Source organism: Rhodanobacteraceae bacterium, assembly GCA_016713135.1.
Taxonomy (GTDB): Bacteria; Pseudomonadota; Gammaproteobacteria; order Xanthomonadales; family SZUA-5; genus JADKFD01.
The window spans coordinates 212,843-234,700 of the sequence record JADJPR010000007.1 but is presented as its reverse complement, the minus strand read 5'-3'; the positions used below and the strand labels follow the sequence as shown (position 1 = coordinate 234,700).

Annotated in this window: 18 protein-coding genes; 11 read left to right on the top strand and 7 right to left on the bottom strand. The window is 68.2% G+C overall.

Going from position 1 to position 21,858, the window contains the following annotated elements; genetic code table 11:
- The first annotated feature begins 103 nt into the window (after positions 1-103).
- The 5 genes from IPK27_09345 (at position 104) to IPK27_09325 (ending at position 5,172) form a co-directional block, all read left to right on the top strand.
- Entirely contained in the window at positions 104-1,027 is a 924-nt protein-coding gene (locus IPK27_09345) for an ABC transporter ATP-binding protein (GenBank protein ID MBK8067817.1), read from the top strand.
- Positions 1,024-2,157, top strand: a complete 1,134-nt coding sequence (locus tag IPK27_09340) for an ABC transporter permease (GenBank protein ID MBK8067816.1) — start codon at positions 1,024-1,026, stop codon at positions 2,155-2,157. Before IPK27_09345 ends, IPK27_09340 begins: the two co-directional genes overlap by 4 nt.
- A 344-nt stretch (positions 2,158-2,501) precedes the next feature.
- Positions 2,502-3,164: a protein-L-isoaspartate O-methyltransferase gene (locus IPK27_09335; GenBank protein ID MBK8067815.1), complete on the top strand. Its 663-nt coding sequence runs from the start codon at positions 2,502-2,504 to the stop codon at positions 3,162-3,164.
- Between the two features lie 218 nt (positions 3,165-3,382).
- Complete coding sequence (locus IPK27_09330) at positions 3,383-4,564, top strand: TolC family outer membrane protein (GenBank protein ID MBK8067814.1); 1,182 nt, start codon at positions 3,383-3,385, stop codon at positions 4,562-4,564.
- A gap of 113 nt (positions 4,565-4,677) precedes the next feature.
- Positions 4,678-5,172 (top strand): DUF1566 domain-containing protein, encoded by a 495-nt coding sequence (locus IPK27_09325; protein ID MBK8067813.1) that lies wholly within the window; start codon positions 4,678-4,680, stop codon positions 5,170-5,172.
- On the opposite strand, the gene waaA is transcribed toward IPK27_09325, so the two are convergent.
- Entirely contained in the window at positions 5,159-6,457 is a 1,299-nt protein-coding gene (waaA, locus tag IPK27_09320) for a lipid IV(A) 3-deoxy-D-manno-octulosonic acid transferase (GenBank protein ID MBK8067812.1), read from the bottom strand. The two genes, IPK27_09325 and waaA, sit on opposite strands and share 14 nt — an antisense overlap.
- A gap of 403 nt (positions 6,458-6,860) precedes the next feature.
- Here waaA and lpxL point away from each other — a divergent pair, with 403 nt between their 5' ends.
- From lpxL to IPK27_09300, 4 genes are all read left to right on the top strand, one after another.
- Complete coding sequence (lpxL, locus tag IPK27_09315; GenBank protein ID MBK8067811.1) at positions 6,861-7,781, top strand: LpxL/LpxP family Kdo(2)-lipid IV(A) lauroyl/palmitoleoyl acyltransferase; 921 nt, start codon at positions 6,861-6,863, stop codon at positions 7,779-7,781.
- A gap of 15 nt (positions 7,782-7,796) precedes the next feature.
- Positions 7,797-8,729: a metalloregulator ArsR/SmtB family transcription factor gene (locus tag IPK27_09310; protein MBK8067810.1), complete on the top strand. Its 933-nt coding sequence runs from the start codon at positions 7,797-7,799 to the stop codon at positions 8,727-8,729.
- A 2,764-nt stretch (positions 8,730-11,493) separates the two neighbouring features.
- On the top strand, positions 11,494-12,525 hold the full coding sequence (locus IPK27_09305) for a hypothetical protein (GenBank protein MBK8067809.1): 1,032 nt from the start codon (positions 11,494-11,496) through the stop codon (positions 12,523-12,525).
- A complete protein-coding gene (locus IPK27_09300) occupies positions 12,525-13,217 on the top strand; it encodes a GNAT family N-acetyltransferase (GenBank protein MBK8067808.1) in 693 nt (230 codons plus the stop codon). The genes IPK27_09305 and IPK27_09300 overlap by 1 nt, the downstream gene beginning before the upstream one ends.
- Positions 13,218-14,053: 836 nt before the next feature.
- Here the strand turns inward: IPK27_09300 and IPK27_09295 are convergent.
- Complete coding sequence (locus IPK27_09295; GenBank protein MBK8067807.1) at positions 14,054-14,197, bottom strand: hypothetical protein; 144 nt, start codon at positions 14,195-14,197, stop codon at positions 14,054-14,056.
- Positions 14,198-14,684: 487 nt separating this feature from the next.
- Between IPK27_09295 and IPK27_09290 the strand changes: the two genes are divergently transcribed.
- Entirely contained in the window at positions 14,685-15,716 is a 1,032-nt protein-coding gene (locus tag IPK27_09290; GenBank protein MBK8067806.1) for a VIT1/CCC1 transporter family protein, read from the top strand.
- Positions 15,717-15,728: 12 nt separating this feature from the next.
- On the opposite strand, the gene IPK27_09285 is transcribed toward IPK27_09290, so the two are convergent.
- From IPK27_09285 to IPK27_09265, 5 genes are all read right to left on the bottom strand, one after another.
- On the bottom strand, positions 15,729-16,349 hold the full coding sequence (locus IPK27_09285) for a DUF2058 family protein (GenBank protein MBK8067805.1): 621 nt from the start codon (positions 16,347-16,349) through the stop codon (positions 15,729-15,731).
- Positions 16,350-16,446: 97 nt separating this feature from the next.
- Complete coding sequence (locus IPK27_09280; protein MBK8067804.1) at positions 16,447-16,953, bottom strand: transcription/translation regulatory transformer protein RfaH; 507 nt, start codon at positions 16,951-16,953, stop codon at positions 16,447-16,449.
- Between the two features lie 239 nt (positions 16,954-17,192).
- Complete coding sequence (locus tag IPK27_09275) at positions 17,193-18,500, bottom strand: N-acetylmuramoyl-L-alanine amidase (protein MBK8067803.1); 1,308 nt, start codon at positions 18,498-18,500, stop codon at positions 17,193-17,195.
- Positions 18,501-18,637: 137 nt separating this feature from the next.
- Positions 18,638-19,057, bottom strand: coding sequence for a tRNA (adenosine(37)-N6)-threonylcarbamoyltransferase complex ATPase subunit type 1 TsaE (tsaE, locus tag IPK27_09270; GenBank protein ID MBK8067802.1), 420 nt, complete (start codon positions 19,055-19,057; stop codon positions 18,638-18,640).
- Between the two features lie 59 nt (positions 19,058-19,116).
- Positions 19,117-20,616 (bottom strand): NAD(P)H-hydrate dehydratase, encoded by a 1,500-nt coding sequence (locus tag IPK27_09265; protein MBK8067801.1) that lies wholly within the window; start codon positions 20,614-20,616, stop codon positions 19,117-19,119.
- Positions 20,617-20,693: 77 nt separating this feature from the next.
- On the opposite strand from IPK27_09265, the gene queG reads away from it, so the two are divergent.
- Positions 20,694-21,839, top strand: a complete 1,146-nt coding sequence (gene queG, locus IPK27_09260; GenBank protein ID MBK8067800.1) for a tRNA epoxyqueuosine(34) reductase QueG — start codon at positions 20,694-20,696, stop codon at positions 21,837-21,839.
- Positions 21,840-21,858: the final 19 nt, after the last annotated feature.

Here is a 21,858-nt window from a genome sequence, read left to right as displayed (position 1 = left end):
GCAGCAAGGCTCGCAATCTGACGGTCGGCTGCGGACGGGCAAGCTTCGGCTGCCCACAACCCAGAACCCACAACCCACAACTATCTCCTCTGCGTGCATGTCGATGACATCGCCCCCCATCCCTGCCATCAACGTCCGCGGCCTGACCAAGTCCTTCGGCGGCAAAAAGGTCGTGGATGGACTGGACCTCCGGGTGGAGCGCGGGGCGATCTACGGTTTCCTCGGGCCGAACGGCAGCGGCAAGACGACCTCGATCCGCATGCTCTGCGGCCTGCTGACCCCGGATGCGGGGGAAGGCACCTGCCTCGGGCTGGATGTGCGCCGCGACAGCGCGCGGATCAAGCAGCGGGTCGGCTACATGACGCAGAAGTTCACCTGGTGGGAGGACCTGACCATCGAGGAGAACCTGCGTTTCGCCGGGCGCATGCACGGGCTGTCGAATGTGCGCGCGGTTGTGAACGATGCGCTGGAGCGGCTGGGACTCACGACGCGGCGGCGGCAGCTGGCCGGCGAGCTGTCGGGCGGCTGGAAGCAGCGCCTCGCGCTGGCCGCCTGCCTGCTGCACCAGCCGCAACTGCTGCTGCTCGACGAGCCGACCGCAGGGGTGGACCCCAAGGCGCGGCGCGATTTCTGGGCCGAGATCCATGCGCTGGCCCGTGAAGGGCTGACGGTGCTGGTCTCCACCCACTACATGGACGAGGCCGAGCGCTGCCATCGCCTGGCCTACATCGCCGCCGGACGGCTGCTCGCCGAAGGCACGCCGGCGCAGATCCTGGCGCGCACCGGACTGGCGACTTTCGCCGTCGACGGCGCGCCGGCGTCGGCGCTGGCCGAGATCGGGCGCCTGCCCGGCGTCGAGCAGGTGGTTCCGTTCGGCCTGCGCCTGCATGTCTCCGGAACGCAGGCCGACACGCTGCAAATGAGCCTCGGCGAGTACGTGCGCCACCACCAGCTCGACTGGGAACCGGTGGACTCCTCGCTGGAAGACGCGTTCATCGCGCTGATGCGCGCCGGGAGCCCGCCGTGAACCGCTTCTCGTGGCGTCGCCTGCTGGCTGTGCTGGCCAAGGAATTCATCCAGATGCGGCGCGACCGGCTGACCTTCGCAATGATGGTCGGCATCCCGATCATGCAGCTCTGCCTGTTCGGCTACGCGATCAACACCGATCCCAAGCATTTGCCGACTGTGGTGGTCGCGGCCGAGTCGAACGAGTACACCCGGCGACTGCTGTCGGCGATGGAGCAGTCGGACTACTTCGACCTCATCGCCCAACCCGCGGACCTTGACCGCGGCCGCGCCATGCTGGCGCGCGGCCAGGCGCTCTTCCTGGTGCGCGTGCCGCCCGATTTCGGGCGCTCGCTGGTGCGCGGCGAGCGCCCGGCGCTGCTGGTGGAGATCGACGCCACCGACCCGGTCGCCGCCGGCAATGCGATCGCGGCGCTCGGCACGCTCGCGGACCAGGCGCTGACGAGCGAACTGCGCGGCCCGCTGACGGGGCTCAACGCGCGGCCGGGAGCCATCGATCTGCGCATCCATCGGCGCTTCAACCCCGAAGGCCTGACCGCCTACAACATCGTGCCCGGCCTGATGGGCGTGATCCTGACCATGACCTTGATCATGATGACGGGCCTGGCCATCGCCCGCGAGCGCGAGCGCGGCACCTTCGAGAACCTGCTGGCGATGCCGGTGCGGCCGATCGAGATCATGCTCGGCAAGCTGGTGCCCTACATCCTGGTCGCCTACATCCAGGTGATCGTCATCCTGGTCGCCGCACGCGCCCTGTTCGCGGTGCCGATCCTGGGCTCGCCCTGGCTGCTGTTCGGCTGCACCCTGGCTTTCATTGTCGCCAACCTGTCGGTCGGCCTGCTGTTTTCCACCCTCGCGAAGAACCAGATGCAGGCGATGCAGATGACTTTCTTCTTTTTCCTGCCGTCGATGCTGCTGTCCGGCTTCATGTTCCCCTTCCGCGGCATGCCCGGCTGGGCCCAGGCCATCGGCGAACTGCTGCCGCTGACCCATTTCCTGCGCATCGTCCGCGGCATCCTGCTGAAAGCCAACACGGCCAGCGACGTCTGGCCCAACCTGTGGCCACTGCTGGCTTTCACCCTGGTCGTGGTAGCGCTGGGCGCGAAGCGGTTCCGGCGGACGCTGGATTGAGGGTTGGGGTTTGGGTGGTGTGGCCCCCGGCGGACCCCTTGAGCTATGGCTTTGGCTTTGGGTTCTGGGTTCTTGGTTGTGGGCAGCAAACCCGGCGATCGATTGCCTTTCGCCTTGGCATTGGCTTCTGCCGCCCACAACCCACAACCCAGAACCCACAACCGGCCGCAACCCTGTCGACCGGCTGAGCGACGGGACGCGCCGGGCATCACACCGCCCACGCCCTGACCAATGGCACTTATCCGACAATGGTCGCCCACAGGAGTCTGCGACCTTGAGCAATCGGGGCGTCGACCGCTACCCTTGACGTCTTCTCTTCACTGCCCGGGATTCAGGTAGCCGCCATGGCCGGAACGCTCAATTTCGAACGCGCTCGCTTCAATATGGTCGAGCAGCAGGTGCGCCCCTGGGAGGTGCTGGATGCTCGCGTGCTGGATGTGCTCGGCGAGGTGAAGCGCGAGGACTTCGTGCCGGCGCGCCACCGCAAGCTGGCCTTTGCCGATCTGTCGATCCCGCTGGAGCACGGCGAGTCCATGATGAAGCCGGTGGTCGAGGGCCGGGTGCTCCAGGCGCTGGCGCTCACCGGCGACGAGGATGTACTCGAGGTCGGCACCGGCAGCGGTTTCATGGCTGCCTGTCTCTCGCGCCTGGCGCGCCAGGTGGTCTCGATCGAAATCCACAGCGACCTGGCCGAGCGCGCCCGCGGGCGCATCGGCGCCAGCGGCATCCGCAATTGCCAGGTGCACGCCGCGGACGCCTTCGGCTACCAGCCACCGCACGCGTTCGATTCGATTGCCGTTACCGGCGCCGTGGCGAGCGTGCCCGAGTCGTTCACCCGCTGGCTGAAGCCCGGCGGCCGCATGTTCATCGTCCGCGGCGCCTCGCCGGCGATGGAAGCCGTGCTGATGACGCGCCAGGGCGCGGACTACATCGAGACCCGCAGCCTGTTCGAGACCGATTTGCCCTATCTCCAGGGAGCGCAGCCTGCGCCCCGCTTCGAATTCTGACGATCACCCCACGAGGTTCCCCATGCGTCGCCAACGTCTCACCCTTGCCCTGATCGCCTCGCTGTCGGCCTTTGCCGCCGGCGCGCCGGCCGCCGATCTCGCCGAAATCTACGAGATGGCGCGCGCCAGCGATCCGCAGCTTGCGGCGGCGGAATCGGCGATGTTCGCCGCCGGCGAAGGCGTGGTCCAGGCGCGCGCGGCGCTGCTGCCGCGGCTGGTTGGCAGCGCGTCGATCAGCGACTCGAACAGCGCGAGTTCCTCTCAGAGACCAAGTTCAACTGCCGGACGGCACGCTGACCTTTGGCCGCGCGATCAATTCGGGCGAGTCGACCTCGCGCAGCTATCGCCTGGATCTCACCCAGTCGATCTATAACCACTCGAACTACACGCGCCTGCGCGGCGCGCGTGCCGGCCAGTCGCGCTTCGCCGCGAGCTACGATGCGGCGCTGGACAATTTGATCGTGCGAGTGGCCACCGCCTATTTCGGCGCCTTGACCGCTACTACCAACCTCGAAGCGGTGCAGGCGGAGGAAACGGCGGTCAAGCGTCAGCTGGAGCAGGCCGAGCAGCGCTTCGAAGTCGGCCTGTCTGCGATCACCGACGTGCATGAGGCCCGCGCCCGTTACGATGGCGCGCGTGCCGCGGCAATTCAGGCGCAGAACCAGCTGGACGATGCCTACGAGGGACTCGCCGAACTGACGGGAAAGCCGGTCGGGGAAGTGCGGCCGCTGGCCGAGGACATCAAGCTCAACCGCCCCGCTCCGGACGACTCCGAAGAGTGGGTGCAGACCGCAGAAGCAGAAAGCCCGGCGTTGGCGATTCGCCGCTTCGAACTGGAGCAGGCTGAACAGTCGGTCGAAACCGCCAAGGCCGGCCATCTGCCAACGCTCGGTGCCAGTTACGGCTGGACCAACAACGCCTCCTGGGGCTCAAGCACCTTGAATGGCGAAACTCAGCCCGGCGATTCCGATTTCCGCGACCACGGTTTCGGCATCAGCCTCAACGTCCCGATCTTTGAAGGCTTGGCCACCCAGTCCTCGGTGCGCCAGCAGACCTTCAACCGCGATGCAGCGCAGGATCAGTACGAGCAAGAGCAGCGTGCCGTCGTTCGCGCAACGCGCAATGCCTTCCGCGCCGTAGCGGCGGGCATCAGCGAGGTCGAAGCGCGCAAACAGGCGCTGGTTTCGGCGCAGAGTGCGCTGGATGCCACGCAGGCCGGTTTCGAGGTGGGCACGCGCACCATCGTCGACGTGCTCTTCAGCCAGCAGGTGCTGTTCCAGGCGCAGCGCGACTACGCCCGGGCGCGCCATGACTACTTGTTGAATTCGCTGCGCCTGAAGCAGGCCGCCGGCACCATCACCGTGGCCGATTTGCAGGCGGTCAACGCGCTGCTGCGCTGATTCGCCGGAAGTTCCGCACTGCGGCCCATCGTGGGCCGCAGCGCCTTGCCGAGCGTCCGCATTTGTGCACTAGACTAGGGACATCGGTCTGGCCACACACGGGGAATACGATCGTGCAACCGCATCGCTCCATTCACGCAATCGCCACGGCACTGCTGCTCGCCGCCAGCCCCATCCTGATGGCCGCTCCGCAGGATACCGCGCCGACCTCACAGGAACCTTCTGCGCCGCGTTTCGAACTGCTGGTCGACGGTACGGTCCGCGACACCCAGACCGGTCTGGTGTGGCCGGGCACCGACAACAGTGGTGATATCGACTGGGCAACTGCCAAGGCCTACTGCCAGACCCTCGGAACCGGCTGGCAGTTGCCGACCGTCGCCGAACTCCTGACCTTGTTCGAGACTGGCAGCAGCGACAACCAGCCGTGCACCGGCCAACTGACGTGCAAGGTGACGCCGCTGATCAAGGTGACCGGCCTGACGCCGTGGAGCAATGAAGCCAACGGCGAGACGGAGGCCTGGTACATCTACTTCACCGACGGCAAGCAGTACTCCTACCACCAGACCGACAAGCCGGGCAAACGCGCGCTCTGCGTCAAGCGTCCCTGACCGCGGCCTGCGGCCTGAGGATTTCCTCGATGGCCGACAGCGTGCGCGGCACCGCACCGCGTTCGCGCTCGACCACCGCCAGCGCCGCCTCGCCCATCGCCGCGGCGCGCCGCGGATCGCTCAGGATGCGCACGACCTCGGCGCCGAGCTTGGCGCCGTTGGCCACGCGGACCGCGGCATCCTCGGCAATCAAGGTGTCGGTGATCTCGGCGAAATTGAAAGTGTGCGGGCCGATCAGGATCGGCTTGCGCAGCGCGGCTGGCTCCAGCACATTGTGTCCGCCGATGCGATCCAGCGATCCGCCGACGAAGCAGGCATCGGCGCAGGCGTAGAACTTCAGCAACTCGCCCATGGTGTCGACCACGAAGCACTGCGAATCCAGCGAAGCCACCGAGTCCTCGCTGCGGCAGCTGGTGCGGAAGCCGTAGGAGCGGCATAGCGAGATCGCCGCGCGAAAGCGCTCGGGATGGCGCGGCACCAGGATCAGCAGCGCATCCGGGAAGCGGCCGAGGATGCGCGCATGCGCCTGCAGCACGGCCGCCTCCTCGCCTTCATGCGTGCTCGCGGCGATCCACACGGGGCGCAGCGCCCCCCAGTGCTCGCGCCATTCGCGCGCCACCGCGTCCAGGCCGCCGGGCACCGCCATGTCGAACTTGATGTTGCCGACCACGCGCATGCGCTCGGGCGACGCCCCCAACTGCAGAAAGCGCTCGCCGTCGACCTTGGACTGGGCGGCGACGAAGGTGGCGCAACGCACCGCCTCGCCGATCAGGCCGAGTGCCGGGCCGTAGCCCTTCAGGCTGCGCTCGGACAGGCGCGCATTGGCGATGAAGATCGGGATCCCGCGCTCGCGGCAGGCGAAATAGAGGTTCGGCCAGATCTCGGTTTCCATCACCACCGCGATGCGCGGCTTCACCCGCGCGAAGAAGCGCTCGACCGCCGCCGGCAAATCGTAGGGCAGGTAGACATGGAAGACCCGGTCGCCGAACTGCTTCTGCACGCGCTCCGAACCCGTCGGGGTGATCGTGGTCACCACCAGCGGCGTGTCCGGGTGCTTCTCCATCAGGGCCTTGATCAGCGGAATCGCGGCATTGAACTCGCCCACCGAGACCGCGTGCACCCAGATCGATTCGGCGAAACCAGGATCGCGGAACCAGCCGAAGCGCTCCAGCCAGCGCGAGAAATAGCCCCGGTTGCGCAGCCCCCGGAACGCCAGGCGATACAGGATCACCGGCATCGCCAGGTACATCGCCAGCGTGTAGAAGCGGCGCGAGAGGAGGCGCATGCGGTGGAGGCCGGGAGGGGGGCGCAGTATCGCGCAGCGAGGGGGCCTGGTGGGCCGGTTGTGGGTGCTGGTGAGGCCGGTTCTGGGTTCTGGGTTCTGGGTTCTGGGTTCTGGGTTCTGGGTTGTGGGTTCTGGGTTGTGGGTTCTGGGTTGTGGGTTGTGGGTGGGTGTGGGTTGTGGGTTGTGGGCAGCAAAGCTGGGACCCCGGGGGTCTGTGGGAGCCGACTCCGTCGGCGATCTTTTTGGAAAAGATCGCGGCTGAATCCCAGAGATCGGCGGTACCCGCGCTCTTGCCGCCCACAACCCACAACCCACAACCCACAACCCAGAACCCACAGCCCACAACCCACAACCAGCATGGCCCGGTGCCCAGAACCCGCGCCGCGCCCCTAGACTCGCCCCCATGCGCAAGGTCAAGACCGCCACCCGTTCGCTGTGGCACCCCTACTGCTGGCCCGGCTGGATTGGCGTGGCCCTGCTTTGGCTGATCGCCAGGATCCCGCACCGGGCGGCGCTGGCGTTGGGTGCGGCCTGCGGGCCGCTGGTGCTGGCGCTGCTGCCGCGCCGGCGGCGGGTGCTGGAGCGCAACCTGGCGCTGTGTTTCCCCGAATGGAGCGAGGCCGAACGCCAGCGCGCCGCGCGCGAGAACGCGCGCGAGTCGGGGCGTATGCTGGCGGCCTTCGCCTGGGGCTGGTTCGGCTCGGCGCGGCGCGTCGCCAGGCTGCCGGTCAGCATCGAGGGTATCGAGCACGTCGAGGCCGCACGCGCCGCCGGGCGCGGCGTTCTGCTGGTCGGCGGACATTTCAGCCACCTGGAACTCGCCGGGCGCCTGGTTTGCCGCTTCCTGCCGCTCGCCGGAATGTACCGTGAGCACCATGACCCGGCCTTTGAATGGGCGGTCAAGCGCGCGCGCCTGTGCTATGCCGACGCGATGTTCCGTCGCGACGAGTTGCGCGGCGTGCTGCGCTACCTCAAGTCCGGCGGGATGATCTGGTACGCACCGGACCAGGAGTACCGCCGCGGCGAGCGCGTGTTCGCGCCCTTCTTCGGCATTCCCGCCTCCACCCTCACCGCCACCCACCAGCTGGCACGCATGTCCGGGGCGGTGGTGATCGGCTTCGAGCACCGGCGCGAGCCGGACGGCAGCTATCGCCTGAAGCTGCATCCGCCGCTCGAGGATTTCCCCAGCGACGATCCACTCGCCGACACCGCTCGCGTCAACACCCTGCTCGAACAGATCATCCGCGCCGCGCCCGAGCAGTACCTGTGGCTGCACGCACGCTTCAAGACGCGCCCGACGCGCGACGAGCCCTCGCTGTACTGATTCCCGGAGATCCCCATCGAACTCACTGCCGCCACCGACCTGCTGCGCCTGTTGGCCGACGCCAGCCGCGTGCGCCTGCTGGCCTTGCTGACCGACGAGGAGCTGACCGTCGCCGAGCTGTCGAGCATCCTGCGGCTGAAGCAGCCGCGGGTGTCCACCCACCTGGCCAAGCTCAAGGAAGCGGGGCTGGTGGTCGACCGGCGCGCGGGCGTGGCTGCCTACTACCGCGCGGCACTCGAAGACTGGCCGGCGGCGACGCGGGCGCTGTGGGAAGGCCTGCACGCGAGCACCCGCGATGCCTTGCTGGCGGAGGACCGCGAGCGCCGCAGCGCGGTGCTGGCGGCGCGCATGGCCAGCGCCAACTGGGCCGACAGCGTGGCGGGGGACATGGAGCGCCACTACTCGCCGGGCCGTAGCTGGGAAACCACCATGCGCGCCTGCCTCGGCCTGCTGGAGTTGGGCGATGTGCTCGACGTGGCCTCCGGCGACGGCGCGCTGGCCCAGTTGCTCGCGCCGCGCGCGCGCTCGCTCGCTTGCGTGGACTTGAGCGAGCGAGTGGTCGAGGCCGCGCGGACGCGCCTTGCCGGCCTGCCGCAAGTACGCGTCCTGCAGGGCGACATGCACGAACTGCCGCTGGCGGGCGCCAGCGTCGACCTGGTGCTGCTGATGCAGGCGCTGCCCTATTCGGACCGGCCGGGCGAGGTGCTCGCCGAGGCCGCGCGCGTGCTGCGTCCCGGCGGAAAGTTGCTGTTGACCTGCCTGGATCGGCATGAGCACCGCTCGGTGGTGACGCCTTTCGGCCACCGCAACCTGGGGTTCACCGCCGACGAGTTGCGGGCCGCGCTGGTCGGCGCAGGTTTCGATGACGTGGCGATCACCTCCGGCGGCGTCGAAGCCCGGCCGCCGCATTTCGCCAGCTGGGTGGCGACGGCAAGGACGCCCGCGTAGGCCGGCGTATCGCGCCAGCGATTCACCGGCTCGGGCCGCCGCACATAGCGCCGGAGAGGCTCTGCGCCACTCCGGCCTACGCATCCCGCAACGCGCGCCCCGCCGCACAGCTCCAATCTTCCCGCGTACAATCCATCCTTCCATCGCGATGAAAGGATCGGCCGTCCATACGGCCGTACACGGATGATCGAACTGCCGTACAAGAATCCCGCCGAATCCGAACGCCTGATTGCCGACGCGCAACGCCGCATCCTGGTGCTGGACGGCGCGATGGGCTCGATGCTGCAGCGCTACCGGCTGGAGGAGAGCGATTTCCGCGGCGACCGCTTCCGCCACTTCGGGCATGACCTGAAGGGCAACAACGATCTGCTGGTGCTGACCCAGCCGAAGATCGTGCAGGCGGTGCACCAGGCCTACCTCGATGCCGGCGCCGAGCTGATCGAGACCAACAGCTTCAACGCGACGCGCGTCAGCCAGGCGGATTACCACCTGGAAGAGGCCACCTACGACCTCAACGTCGCCGCGGCGAAGCTGGTCCGGGAACTCTGCGACCGCAAGTCGGACGAGACCCCGGACCGCCCGCGCTACTGCGTCGGCGTGATCGGCCCGACGAGCAAGACCCTGTCGATCTCGCCGGACGTCAACAACCCGGGCTTCCGCGCGATCAGCTTCGACGAGCTGACGGCCGCCTATCGCGAAGCCGCCGAGGGCCTGATCGACGGCGGCGCGCAGATCCTGATGGTCGAGACCATCTTCGACACGCTGAATGCCAAGGCCGCGCTGTACGCCATCGACGAGGTCTACGCGCGGCGCGGCTACCGCCTGCCGGTGATGATCTCCGGCACCATCACCGACCGTTCCGGGCGCACCCTGTCCGGCCAGACCGCCGAGGCCTTTGCCTACTCGGTGCGGCATGTGCGGCCGTTCTCCATCGGGCTCAACTGCGCGCTCGGCGCGAAGGATTTGCGCCCGCACATCGAGGACCTGGCGCGCACCGTCGACGCGCTGGTCTCGACCCACCCGAACGCCGGCCTGCCGAACGCCTTTGGCGAGTACGACGAGACGCCGGCGGACATGGCCGGCACCATCGGCGAGTTCGCCGCCTCCAGCCTGGTCAACATCGTCGGCGGCTGCTGCGGCACCACGCCCGAGCACATCCGCGCGATCGCCGAAGCGATGGCCAAACTGCCGCCGCGCGAGATCCCCGCGCCGCCGACGCACACCCGGCTGGCCGGCCTGGAACCCTTGGTGATCACGCCGGAGCTGAACTTCGTCAACGTCGGCGAGCGCACCAATGTCACCGGCTCGGCGCAGTTCAAGAAGCTGATCAAGGACGACCGCTACGACCAGGCCGTCGAGGTGGCGCGCCAGCAGGTGGGCAACGGCGCGCAGATCATCGACGTCAACATGGACGAGGGCCTGCTCGATTCGGAAGCGGCGATGACCCGCTTCCTCAACCTGATCGCGGCCGAACCGGATATCGCCAAGGTGCCGGTGATGATCGACAGCTCGAAGTGGAGCGTGATCGAGGCGGGCCTGAAGTGCGTTCAGGGCAAGGCGATCGTCAACTCGATCAGCCTGAAGGAGGGCGAGGACGCCTTCCTGGAACACGCGCGCAAGGTGCAGGAATACGGCGCCGCCTGCGTGGTCATGGCCTTCGACGAGCAGGGCCAGGCGGACACCGTCGAGCGCAAGGTGGCGATCTGCAAGCGCGCCTACCACCTGCTGACCGAGAAGGTCGGCATGGCGCCGGAAGACATCATCTTCGACCCCAACATCTTCGCCATCGCCACCGGCATCGACGAGCACAACGATTACGCCGTGGCCTTCATCGAAGCCACGCGCCAGATCAAGGCCGCGATGCCCGGCGTGCACGTCTCCGGCGGCGTGTCGAATGTCTCCTTCGCGCTGCGCGGCAACAATCCGGTACGCGAGGCGATCCACTCGGTGTTCCTGTACCACGCGATCCGCGCCGGCATGGACATGGGCATCGTCAACGCCGGCGCGCTGGCGATCTACGACGAACTGCCGGCGGAATTGCGCGAGCGCGTCGAGGACGTGGTGCTCAATCGCCGCGCGGATGCGACCGAACGCTTGCTGGAGATTGCGCCGAAGCATCAGAGCGGGGCACGGGACGCGGGACCCGGGACCCGGGAAAGCGCCGAGTGGCGCACCTTGCCGGTCGAGAAACGCCTGGAGCATGCGCTGGTGCATGGCATCGACGAGTTCGTCGAGGGCGATACCGAGGAGGCGCGGGCGCGCGCGGTCAAGCCGCTGGAGGTCATCGAGGGGCCGCTGATGGCGGGCATGAACGTGGTCGGCGATCTGTTCGGCGCCGGCAAGATGTTCCTGCCGCAGGTGGTCAAGTCGGCGCGCGTGATGAAGAAGGCGGTCGCCTACCTGATCCCGTACATCGAGGAAGAGAAAAAGCGCAGCGGCGAGGTCGCGAAGAACAACGGCAAGATCCTGCTGGCGACGGTCAAGGGCGACGTGCACGACATCGGCAAGAACATCGTCGGCGTGGTGCTGGCCTGCAACAACTTCGAGGTGATCGACCTCGGCGTGATGGTGCCGACGCAGAAGATCCTCGACACCGCGCGCGAGGTCGGCGCCGACATCATCGGCCTGTCCGGACTGATCACGCCCTCGCTCGACGAGATGCACCACGTCGCCAAGGAAATGAAGCGGCAGGGCATGATCCAGCCGCTGCTGATCGGCGGCGCCACCACCAGCCGCGCGCACACCGCGCTGAAGATCGAGCCGCATTACGACCAGCCGGTGGTGTGGGTCAAGGACGCCTCCCGCGCGGTCGGCGTGGCGCAGAACCTGGTCAGCGTGGCCGAGCGCGCGCGCTTCGTCGCCGAGGTGCGCGCCGACTACGCCGACGTGCGCGAGCGCCACAAGGACCGCGGCCCGGGCAAGCGCCTGGTCTCGCTGGCGCAGTGTTCGGCCTGTGGCCGGCAAACAGCGTTGGCGAGGACGTGGAGGTGTACACGGGAGAAGCGGGACTGGGGACTGGGGACTGGGGGCTGGGGCCGGGGACGAAACCGCCTCGCAGGGCGCCAGCTCTGCATCCGCAGATCCTGAGCGAAGCGCCCCAGCCCCCAGCCCCCAGCCCCGCTCTGCAAACACGGATTCGGCACCGCGCGCCAGCTCCACGCCGGGCCTGCTCGCCTCGCTGTCCTTCCTGCGCCAGCAAGCCGACAAACCACCCGGTCGCCCGAACCTTTGCCTGGCCGACTTCGTTGCGCCGAAGAGCAGTGGCAAGCAGGACTGGATCGGCGCCTTCGCCTGTACCGCGGGGATCGGCATTGACGCGCGGGTGGCGGCATTCGAGGCCGCGCACGATGACTACAGCGCGATCCTGCTGAAGGCATTGGCCGACCGCCTCGCCGAAGCCTTCGCCGAACGCCTGCACCAGCGCGTGCGGCGCGAGTTCTGGGGCTACGCGGGTGATGAGTCGCTGGACAACGACGCGCTGATCGACGAACGCTACCGCGGCATCCGCCCGGCGCCCGGCTACCCGGCCTGCCCGGACCACACCGAGAAGCGCGTGATCTTCGATCTGCTGCAGGCCGAGACGAACGCCGGGATGGCGCTGACCGAGAGCTATGCGATGACGCCCGCCGCCGCCGTCAGCGGCCTGTATTTCGCGCACCCGGACAGCCAGTACTTCGTTGTCGGCCGGGTCAGCAAGGAACAGGTCGAGGACTATGCGCACCGCCGTGGCCAGTCGCTGCGCGAGGCCGAGCGCTGGCTGGCGCCGGTGCTGGACTACGATCCTGACGAGAACTGATGGACGCCGCGCCCGCGGCGGTCGCACTGCGACGCGCTCGTCTGGCCGATCATGACGCGATCGGCGCGCTGCTCTCGCAGGTCGATTCGATGCATCGCAGCGCGTTGCCTTGGCTGTTTCGGGAGCCCGTTGGCCCCGCGCGTCCGCTGGCCGAGTTCGAGGGCCTGCTGGCGGGGCCTGACAGCGCCGTCTGGGTGGTGCCCGATTCCGCCGACCAGCCGCTCGGCGTCGCCATCGGGCTGATGCGCCCGACCACCGTGCATCCGCTGATCCGGCCGGCCCGCTACGGTTTGCTCGATGTGCTGGTCGTCGATCAGGCGGCCCGCGGGCGTGGGCTTGGCCGCGCGCTGACGCAGGCTTTCGAGGCGTGGGCTCGGGGGCAACGGGCCGAGTGGCTGGAGGTGAAGGTCTACGCCTTCAACGAGCCCGCGCGACGGGCGTATGAGGCGCAGGGATATGCGCCGCTGGCGCTGCAGTTGCGCAAGCCGCTGGGGGGCGACTGCGCGGGCGCTGATGCCCGTTCCCACGTGCTCGCCGATGGCTCTTGCTGTAAGTGGGAGCGGGCTCCGCCCGCGATCTTTTCGCTGTGGCTGTGGCTCTTCGCTCTGCGGTCTGCGGTCTGCGCTTCAGAAGCAAAGCGTTTCGGCCTGACGGCCGAGTCACTTCTTTCTGCTTGCCCAGAAAGAAGGTGACCAAGAAAGAGGGCACCCCGCGTCCGCGCCCCGTGTGCGTCGTGCACACGGGGTCCCCTGCGGTGCTCACGAAGCGCAGGCCGCTGCGCAACTCGCACATCCCTGTGCTCGGACATGCTCGCTTTCCCCTGCGCTTCGCTCCGCTCCTCGGCGCTCCCGAGGGGCCCCGGGTTCCTTCGACTCGGCTTCCTGCCTGGTTCTTGAGGAAGGGCGGGCCGTCCGGCTTGCGGGTCTTGAGCGGAAGGAAGCCAACGGCAGAAGCAAAGCCAGAGTCAACATCGAAGCAAAGCCCGTAGAGCGAAGCCGAAGCCCGTAGGGCGGAGCTTGCTTCGCTGCTGTGGCCTCGCACCTGGCTGTGTCTGTGGCTTTGCTTCGGGCTGTGGCTTTGCTTCTGGCTGTGGCTTTGCTTCTGGCTGTGGCTTTGCTTCTGGCTGTGGCTTTGCTTCTGGCTTTGGCTTCGCTTCTGGCTGTGGCTTCGCTTCTGGCTTTGGCTTCGCTTCTGGCTGTGGCTTCGCTTCGCTCTGGCTTCCGTTCGGGAACCGATTCGCAAGCCGGCAGACACACTTCCCCTCGAAATCCAGGCAGGAAGCCGGGTCGAAGGATAATGGGGCCCCTCGGGAGCGCCGAGGAGCGGAGCGAAGCGCAGGGGAAAGCGAGCATGTCCGAGCACATGGACGTGCGAGTTGCGCAGCGGCCTGCGCTTCGTGAGCACCGCAGGAACTTGCCGCGCACGACGCGCGGCAAGCGCGGACGCGGGGTGGCCTTTCTTTTGGTGACTTTTCTTTGGCCACTCAAAGAAAAGACACTCGGCCGCCAGGCCGAAACGCTCTTGCTCTTCAGGCAGGAGCAAAAAGCAACAGCAACAGCGAAAAGATCGCGGGCAGAGCCCGCTCCCACAAGTGCCAAGGCGACAGCGACAGCGACAGCGACAGCGACAGCGACAGCGACAGCGACAGCGACAGCGACAGCGACAGCGACATTACCTTTGCCGAACCCCCGCAAGGGTTCCACCAACCCATCTTGCGGTCCGGCAAACCCATCGCTGGGTTTCCCAAACCCTCCGCTGCGTTGCGGGAACCGGCGCGAGCCCCGCGCCAATCAGCGCGAGCCATACCCGAACCGGCCCATGACTTTCAGAAAGCCGCGATTCGCGCGCAAGAACCTGAGCGCGGGTTTCCGCAGCCCGCGAGTCGCTTGCACCAACCAAAGTGCCCCGCCCGCGAACCAAAGCATCGCGTCTCGCAAGCTCAGCACGACGTGCGACAACCGGCACGCGGCTGGGCGCAATTCCACGCAGCCGCAGTCGTCAATTCCCCGAGAACACACCGCCGGCCGCGAACATGCCGGCAGGGGCCAGGATGCCCGGCAAGAGCAGCAAAACGGCGGAGAGCGGGCTGTTGTGCCCCAACAATCCCTCCCCGCGCCCGCACTGGCATATTGCAGGCCACGGAGATCGAGGAAGAGGCCATGTCGGCACCCGAAAGCTGGCTCGAAGAGACCCGCTCAGCCTGGCTGTACCGCCAGTTGGCGACAATCGAACCGGAGCAACGGGTGGCTGCGCTGTTCCGCTCGCTCGGGGACGAGGCCGAAAAACAGGCGCAGACCTGGGCGGCGATCGCCGCGCGGGAGAATGCGGCGTTGCCGGCATTCCAGCCGGGCGCGCGGGAGCGGCTGACCATGGCGCTGGCGCGACGCCTCGGCCCGCGGCGGGTCAAGACCATGCTGGCGGCGCTCAAGGTGCGCGGGCTTTCCGCCTACGATGCCGTAGTGCCCGGCCACGCCACGCCGATGCGCCTGGAAGACGTGGGGCACCGGCACAAGGGCTTCGGCGGCGGCAATCTGCGCGCGGCGATCTTCGGCGCGAACGACGGCCTGGTGTCGAACACCAGCCTGATTCTCGGCGTGATCGGCGCCTCGGCCTCCACCCAGGCCACGATCACCGCCGGGGTTGCCGGCCTGCTCGCCGGCGCGCTGTCGATGGCTGCGGGCGAGTACGTCTCGGTGCGCTCGCAGCGCGAGTTGTTCGAATACCAGATCGAGCTGGAACGCCAGGAGCTGGCCGAATACCCGGAGGCCGAGGCGGCCGAGCTGGCGCTGATCTACCAGGCCCGCGGGCTGTCGCCGGAAGAGGCGCTCGCGCTGGCGAATCGCCTGACCGCGGATCCGAAGATCGGCCTCGACGTGCTCGCGCGCGAGGAACTCGGCCTCAATCCGGATGAGCTCGATTCGCCCTGGGGCGCGGCCGGATTCTCGTTCGCGTCCTTCTCGATCGGGGCGCTGATCCCGCTGGTCCCGTTCTTCGCGGGCGGCAGCCTGCCGAATGCGGGGTACCTCGGTGCGGCGATGGCCGCGGTCGGGCTGTTCGCGACCGGCGCATCGTTGAGCCTGTTCACCGGGCGCTCGGCGCTGGGCGGCGGCGCGCGCATGCTCGCCATCGGTGCCGGCGCGGGCGCGCTTACGTGGTTAATCGGAGGTTTGTTCGGCGCGGCGGTCGGCTGACCGACAGGCCGATCACCAGACCAGGTCGTCCGGCACCTGGAAACGCGGGTCGCTGTAGTCCTCGTCCGGGTTGGCCGAGGCACCAATGCCATCAGGCACGAACAGCGCCACATGCTGCGGCGCCAATGCGAGCACTTCGCGGATGATGTCCGGCGCCAGGATCAGGAAACGGCCATCCACCTGAGCAACCCCCAACTCGCCCGCGTTCAGCTGGCGCAACTGCTCCGGGGTGACGTTGACCTTGCGGATCTTCTTGCCGTAGGTGAAGTTGCGCGCGTGTTCGCCGTTGGGATCGTTCTGCGCCTTGCCGGCGACCAGCGCGGACAGCTTCTGGCGCTGCTCGCGCTTGCGCTGGGCTTCTTCCTGGGCGCGCCGCTGGGCTTCCTCGCGCTCGCGTTTCTCGGTCTCGGCGCGGATCTGGTAGGCATGCGCCAACGAGGGCTCGCCGCCGGGCTTCGGCTCGCGCGGCGGCTGCGGCTGCTGCGGGCGCGCCTGTTCGGGCGGCTTGCCACCATGCCGCGCATGCGGCGGCTTGCCCTGCGGTGGCTTGTGGTCGCGCCGCGGCTTGGGCGGCTCGGGCGCAGGCGCCTTGAAGCCGGCAGCCAGCAACTGATCGCGTAGGGAGAGAGACATCGGGCGATGGGGTCCGGGCATCAAGGTCCGCGGAGCTTGCCGCGAACGCGTGGCCTATGCCAACTGCCGCCCGTCATGCGGGCGGCAGGATGGCGCTTCAGGCGGCGACCTGCGAGCCTTCGAGCTGGTCTTCCGGCAGGTTGACCTTGTTGTAGTCGCCCAGCACGCGCATCAGCAGGATGACGCGCTCGGAGCCATCGGTGGTCAGGAACACGCCACCGAAATCGACCAGCGCGCTGTCGGCGAACTTGGCTGCAACTGCCTGGCGCGCGGGGCCGGACAGGCGGATCACGCCACCCTGCTTGTCGCCGCAGAGTTGCAGTTCCTCGATGACCTCGGGCGGCACTTCGGCCGGCTCAAGACCAAAACGCACCAGATTGCGGACGCCGCGGGTGGAACGCACCCGTGCCAGGTTGTCCGTCATCGGGTTGGCGTGCAGGAACAGATAGTTGGGGAATAGCGACTCGACGCGGTCCACCAGACCCTTGGTGGTGCGCAAGGTGCGACGGATACGGGGATACAGGCACTGGTAGCCCTCACGGGTGAGGTGCTCCACTGCGCGCGCTTCTTCACGGGGACGGGTATTGACGACGTACCACTTCACGATCGCGGTCCTCTCCTGCAGATTGGCGAGTGCGAACCACCGTTCAAGGAAACGGGCGACCCCTCATCGTCGCGTAGACATTGCAGTCTGCACGCCGGGCAACTCGGGTGAAGCCGGCGCCGCTCAGGACGCCGTGGAGGGTGGATTCTAGAGGATGCCACCTGCCCCGACAATTCTTGACGGCGAGCACGGAACGTGCAGCAGTGTCCCGTCTGAACGCGATATTCAGCAGAGCCGATTCAGGAGGCAGTCGGAATCTTCAACACGGCACCGGCGCGAACCATGTCGGAACGCAGCGAATTCTCCTTGCGGATCTTCGCCACCGATACCCCGTGTCGCGAGGCGATTTCGCTCAGCGTCTCGCCGCGCGCCACCACATGCGCCCGGGTTTTCACGTTGGCAGCGATCCACGTCCCCGGCGGCGGCGCCGAGTGGAAATAGTCGCGGATCCCGAGCATCACGGCCTCGGCCAGGCGCGCGCGATGACGCGGATCGTTGAGCTTCTTCTCTTCCTCCGGATTGCTGATGAACCCGGTCTCGACCAGCAGCGAGGGCACGTCCGGCGAGCGCAGCACGACGAAGTTGGCGCGTTCGACCTGGCGCTTGTGCGCCTTGCCCATGCGCGTCAGCGAGGCCAGCACATGCTCGGCCGCGACCGCGCTGGCTTCGAGCGTGGCGCCCTGCGACAGGTCCAGCAGCACCGCGGCCAGCATCTTGTCCTTGTCGTTCAGGGACACGCCGCCGACCAGGTCGGCACGGTTCTCGCGCTCGGCGAGGTAGCGCGCCGCCTCGTTCGAGGCCCCGCGCGTGCTCAGCATGTAGACCGACGAGCCCTTGGCGCTGCGGTTCAGCGCGGCATCGGCGTGGATCGACACGAATAGATCGGCTTTTTCCGTGCGCGCCTTCTGGAAGCGCTCGTGCAATTGCACGAAGGTGTCGTCATCGCGGATCAGCACGGCGCGCATGCCGGGCTCGGCATTGATGCGCTCGGCCAACAGTTGCGCCACCTTCAGGGTGATCGCCTTCTCGTGCGTGCCCTTGGCGCCGATCGCGCCTGGATCCTGGCCGCCGTGGCCGGCGTCGATGGCCACAATCACCTCGCGCTCGCCGACCGGCGCCGCCGGCTGCGGAGGCGCAGGCGCAGCAACCGTTGCGACGGCCGCCGCAGCAGCACCCGCCGGAAGCATGTCGACCACCAACCGATGGCGTGCGCGCCCAGTCGAATCGAGCATGAAGCTCTTCGGACGAACGGGGCCGGCGAGGTCGAACACGATGCGCAATCGATCGCTTTCCGGCTGTCCGGAGCGCACCTTGCGCACGACGCCATCACCGTCGCCATCGATGTTGCCGCGCAGCCGTCCCTGACGGATGTCGACTACCAGGCGATCGGGATTCGCCAGCGTGAATACGCGGTAATCGGGCGAATCCGAAAGATCGATCGTGGCCCGCGTGTGATCGTCCGCCGCACGCACGCGCACGGACTTGACCTCGGTGGCCGAGGCCGCCGATGCGAGTCCGATCAACGTGAAAACGAAGGCGCGCAGCATCGAACAGCCATTCTGGTGACGAATACTGCCATTGAAACGCATCTGAGCCACCGATGACAAGTGTTTTTCTTGTTTATCCAATACTTGGCCGACATTCTTGAACAGATGCTTTACCAGAACCCCGAATCGGTCCTGCGCTATTCGGGCATGTGCGCCCGCGTCGCGCACAGAGCCGCCAGCCAGCCCTCCCCGCGAGGACTTCCGGCGAATATTGCGGCCCTGCGCGAATCGCCGTCATATTCCAGGTGAACTGTCAGGTCGGCGCCAGCCAGGCGCTCGCCGCCGCGCTCGGGCCATTCCACCAGCAGCAATTCGGCGTCTCGCGCGGAATCGCGCAGTCCCAGCGCGTCGAGTTCGTCGGCTGAACCCAGCCGGTACAGGTCCCAGTGGCTGACCGGGAACCGTCCAGTGGTGTAGGGCTCCACCAGGGTGTAGGTCGGGCTCTTGACCCGTCCGGCATGGCCCAGCCCGCGCAGGATCCCGCGCACCAGGCAGGTCTTGCCGGCGCCGAGTTCGCCCTCCAGGCGCACCAGCCCCGGGCCCAGCACCGCCGCCATCTGCGTGCCCAGCGCCAGCGTAGCCGCCTCGTCGGGCAGCGCGAGCGTCAGGCGGGTGTTCACGGCGGCGCCGGATTGGCCAGCCGCCGCAGGTGCGGCAGCAAATCGGCGGCAAGCAACCCGCGCTCGCCGTCGGCCGCCGCGGCCTGGCCCGCCAGCGCGTGCAGCAGCACCGCACAGCGTGCGGCATCCGGGGCCGACAGGCCCTGGGCGAGCAGGCCGCCGATGCAGCCGGCCAGCACATCGCCGGTGCCGCCGGTGGCGAGACCGGGATTGGCGATCGGACACACGCTGACCTGCTGCGGGCTGTCGCAAACCAGGGTGCCCGCGCCCTTGAGCACTGCGGTGGCCTGGAAGAACTCGGCGAGGCGTTGCACCGACCCGAAGCGGTCCGCCTGGATCTCGGCAGTGGTGCAATCGAGCAGCCGCGCAGCTTCGCCCGGGTGCGGCGTGATCACGACCTGTTCCGGCAACACGCACGCCGCCTGCGCCAGCAGGTTCAATGCGTCCGCATCCATCACCGTCGGCAGGCCGCGCTCGGTCACCGCCGCGAGCAGGGTCTGCGACCACATGCTCTGGCCCAACCCAGGGCCGACCACGATGACGCTGGCCTTTTCCAGCAGTGCTTCGAGCTCGCCGGGGCCGGACACGCCGCGCACCATCAGTTCCGGGCGTGCCGCCAGGATGCCGGCGACGTGCTGCGGCCGGGTGGCGACGCTGACCAGGCCGGCGCCAACCCTCGCGGCGGCCTCGGCAGCCAGGCGCACAGCGCCGCCGTAGCCTTCGTCGCCTCCGACCACCAGCACATGGCCAAAGTGCCCCTTGTGCGCATCGCGCGCGCGCGGCGGCAGGCTGGCGGCCAGCGTTTGCGGTTTCAGCAGGCGGACCACCGGCGGCACGCAGGCGAACAGCACCGCCGGCAGATCGAGGCTGTCGACCAGGATCCGGCCGGCGAGCGCCGGCGCGCGCCCGGTCAGCAATCCCTGCTTGAGCCCGATGAAACTGAGCGTGGTGTGCGCGCGCACCGCCTCGCCCGGCGTGGCGCCGGTATCGCCATCCAGGCCGGAGGGCACGTCCAGGGCGAGCACCGGCGCGGACTGCGCGTTCATTGCCGCGATCAGCGCCGCGCGCGCGCCCTCGGGCGCGCGCTTGAGGCCGATGCCGAACAGCGCATCCACCACCAGGTCCACCTCCGGCAGCGCGCCGCCGAAGATCGACATCTGCCCGCCAGCGGCCTGCCACGCAGCGCAGGCGCGCGCAGCCTCGCCGCTGGTGGGTAGCGCCTGGTCGGGCGCGTAGAGGTAGACCTCGCGACGCATCTCCAGCAACAGCCGCGCGAGCACGTATCCGTCGCCACCGTTGTTGCCGGTGCCGCAAACCACCGCGATGCGCTGCGCGAGCGGAAAGGCGGTGCGCACCAGCGCCGCCGCGGCGCGACCGGCCCGGTCCATCAGCAGGTCGCCGGGCAGTTCGAATGAGCTGCCGGCCAGGCGGTCCAGTTCACGCGACTGCGCAACGCTGTAGGCGACATCGGGCGTTGCATGCGGCTCGAGCGACATCGGATCCCCCGGTGGTGGACGCGGCGGCCCGCATCAGGCGGCCGAGTATACTGAGGCGGATTCGGCCTCCGGTTGTGATGATGTTGGACACGACCAGCGCGCTGGCGCTGAAGCGCGAGATCCGCAGTTGGGGGCAGGCCCTCGGCTTCCAGTCGGTAGGCATCGCCAACCTCGACCTCTCGCTGGCCGCGGAACGCCTGCGCGCCTGGCTCGCGGCGGGTCGTCAGGGCGAAATGGACTACATGGCGCGCCATGGCAGCAAGCGCTGGGCGGCCGACGAACTGGTGCCCGGGACCCTGAGCGCCATCAGTGCGCGGATGGATTACTGGCCGCCGGATACGCGCGATCCGCTGGATGTGCTGGCGCAACCGGAGCTGGGCTATGTTTCGCGCTATGCGCTGGGCCGCGACTACCACAAGCTGCTGCGCGCACGCCTGCAGCAGCTGGCCGACCGGATCGCCGTGCACATCGGTCCCTTCGGCCATCGCGTGTTCGTCGACAGCGCGCCGGTGCTGGAGAAACCGCTGGCGGCCAGCGCGGGCCTGGGCTGGATCGGCAAGCACACCAACCTGATCGCGCGCGATGCCGGCAGCTGGTTCTTCCTCGGCGAGATCTACACCGACTTGCCGCTGCCGCCCGATGAACCGGTGAGCGACCATTGCGGCTCCTGCCACCGCTGCCTCGACGCCTGCCCCACCGGCGCGCTGCCGGCGCCTTACCAGATCGACGCGCGCCGCTGCATCTCCTACCTCACGATCGAACTGCACGGCGAGATCCCGCATGAACTCCGGCCGCTGATCGGCAACCGCATCTACGGCTGCGACGACTGCCAGTTGGTGTGCCCATGGAACCGCTATGCGCGCCTCGCCGGCGAACCCGATTTCCGCGCACGCCATGGCCTGGATGGGTCCAGCCTGAGCGAGTTGTTCGGCTGGGACGAAGCGACCTTCCTGGCGCGCACCGAGGGCTCCGCGATGCGCCGCATCGGCCACACCCGCTGGCTGCGCAACATCGCCATCGCGCTCGGCAATGCGCCGCCCGCTGCGCAGATCGTCGCCGCGCTGATGGCGCGCATCGAATATCCGGATGAGGTGGTGCGCGAAGCCGTGCAGTGGGCGCTCGCGCGCCAGGCCGATCCGGCGCCGCGCCCGCCGGTGCCGTCGGCGCTCGTGTTCCGGGAGCGCGCGCGCGTGCCGGGGACGGCCCAATCCGACTCCCCGTAGCGCCGAGCTTGCTCGGCTG

Coding starts and splice junctions, on each gene's coding strand:
- IPK27_09345 (MBK8067817.1), top strand. CDS start 104: ATGACATCGCCCCCCATCCCTGCCATCAACGTCCGCGGCCTGACCAAG.
- IPK27_09335 (MBK8067815.1), top strand. CDS start 2,502: ATGGCCGGAACGCTCAATTTCGAACGCGCTCGCTTCAATATGGTCGAG.
- waaA (MBK8067812.1), bottom strand. CDS start 6,457: ATGCGCCTCCTCTCGCGCCGCTTCTACACGCTGGCGATGTACCTGGCG.
- lpxL (MBK8067811.1), top strand. CDS start 6,861: ATGCGCAAGGTCAAGACCGCCACCCGTTCGCTGTGGCACCCCTACTGC.
- IPK27_09300 (MBK8067808.1), top strand. CDS start 12,525: ATGGACGCCGCGCCCGCGGCGGTCGCACTGCGACGCGCTCGTCTGGCC.
- IPK27_09295 (MBK8067807.1), bottom strand. CDS start 14,197: ATGTCGCTGTCGCTGTCGCTGTCGCTGTCGCTGTCGCTGTCGCTGTCG.
- IPK27_09290 (MBK8067806.1), top strand. CDS start 14,685: ATGTCGGCACCCGAAAGCTGGCTCGAAGAGACCCGCTCAGCCTGGCTG.
- IPK27_09285 (MBK8067805.1), bottom strand. CDS start 16,349: ATGTCTCTCTCCCTACGCGATCAGTTGCTGGCTGCCGGCTTCAAGGCG.
- IPK27_09275 (MBK8067803.1), bottom strand. CDS start 18,500: ATGCTGCGCGCCTTCGTTTTCACGTTGATCGGACTCGCATCGGCGGCC.
- tsaE (MBK8067802.1), bottom strand. CDS start 19,057: ATGGCGGCGGTGCTGGGCCCGGGGCTGGTGCGCCTGGAGGGCGAACTC.
- IPK27_09265 (MBK8067801.1), bottom strand. CDS start 20,616: ATGTCGCTCGAGCCGCATGCAACGCCCGATGTCGCCTACAGCGTTGCG.
- queG (MBK8067800.1), top strand. CDS start 20,694: ATGATGTTGGACACGACCAGCGCGCTGGCGCTGAAGCGCGAGATCCGC.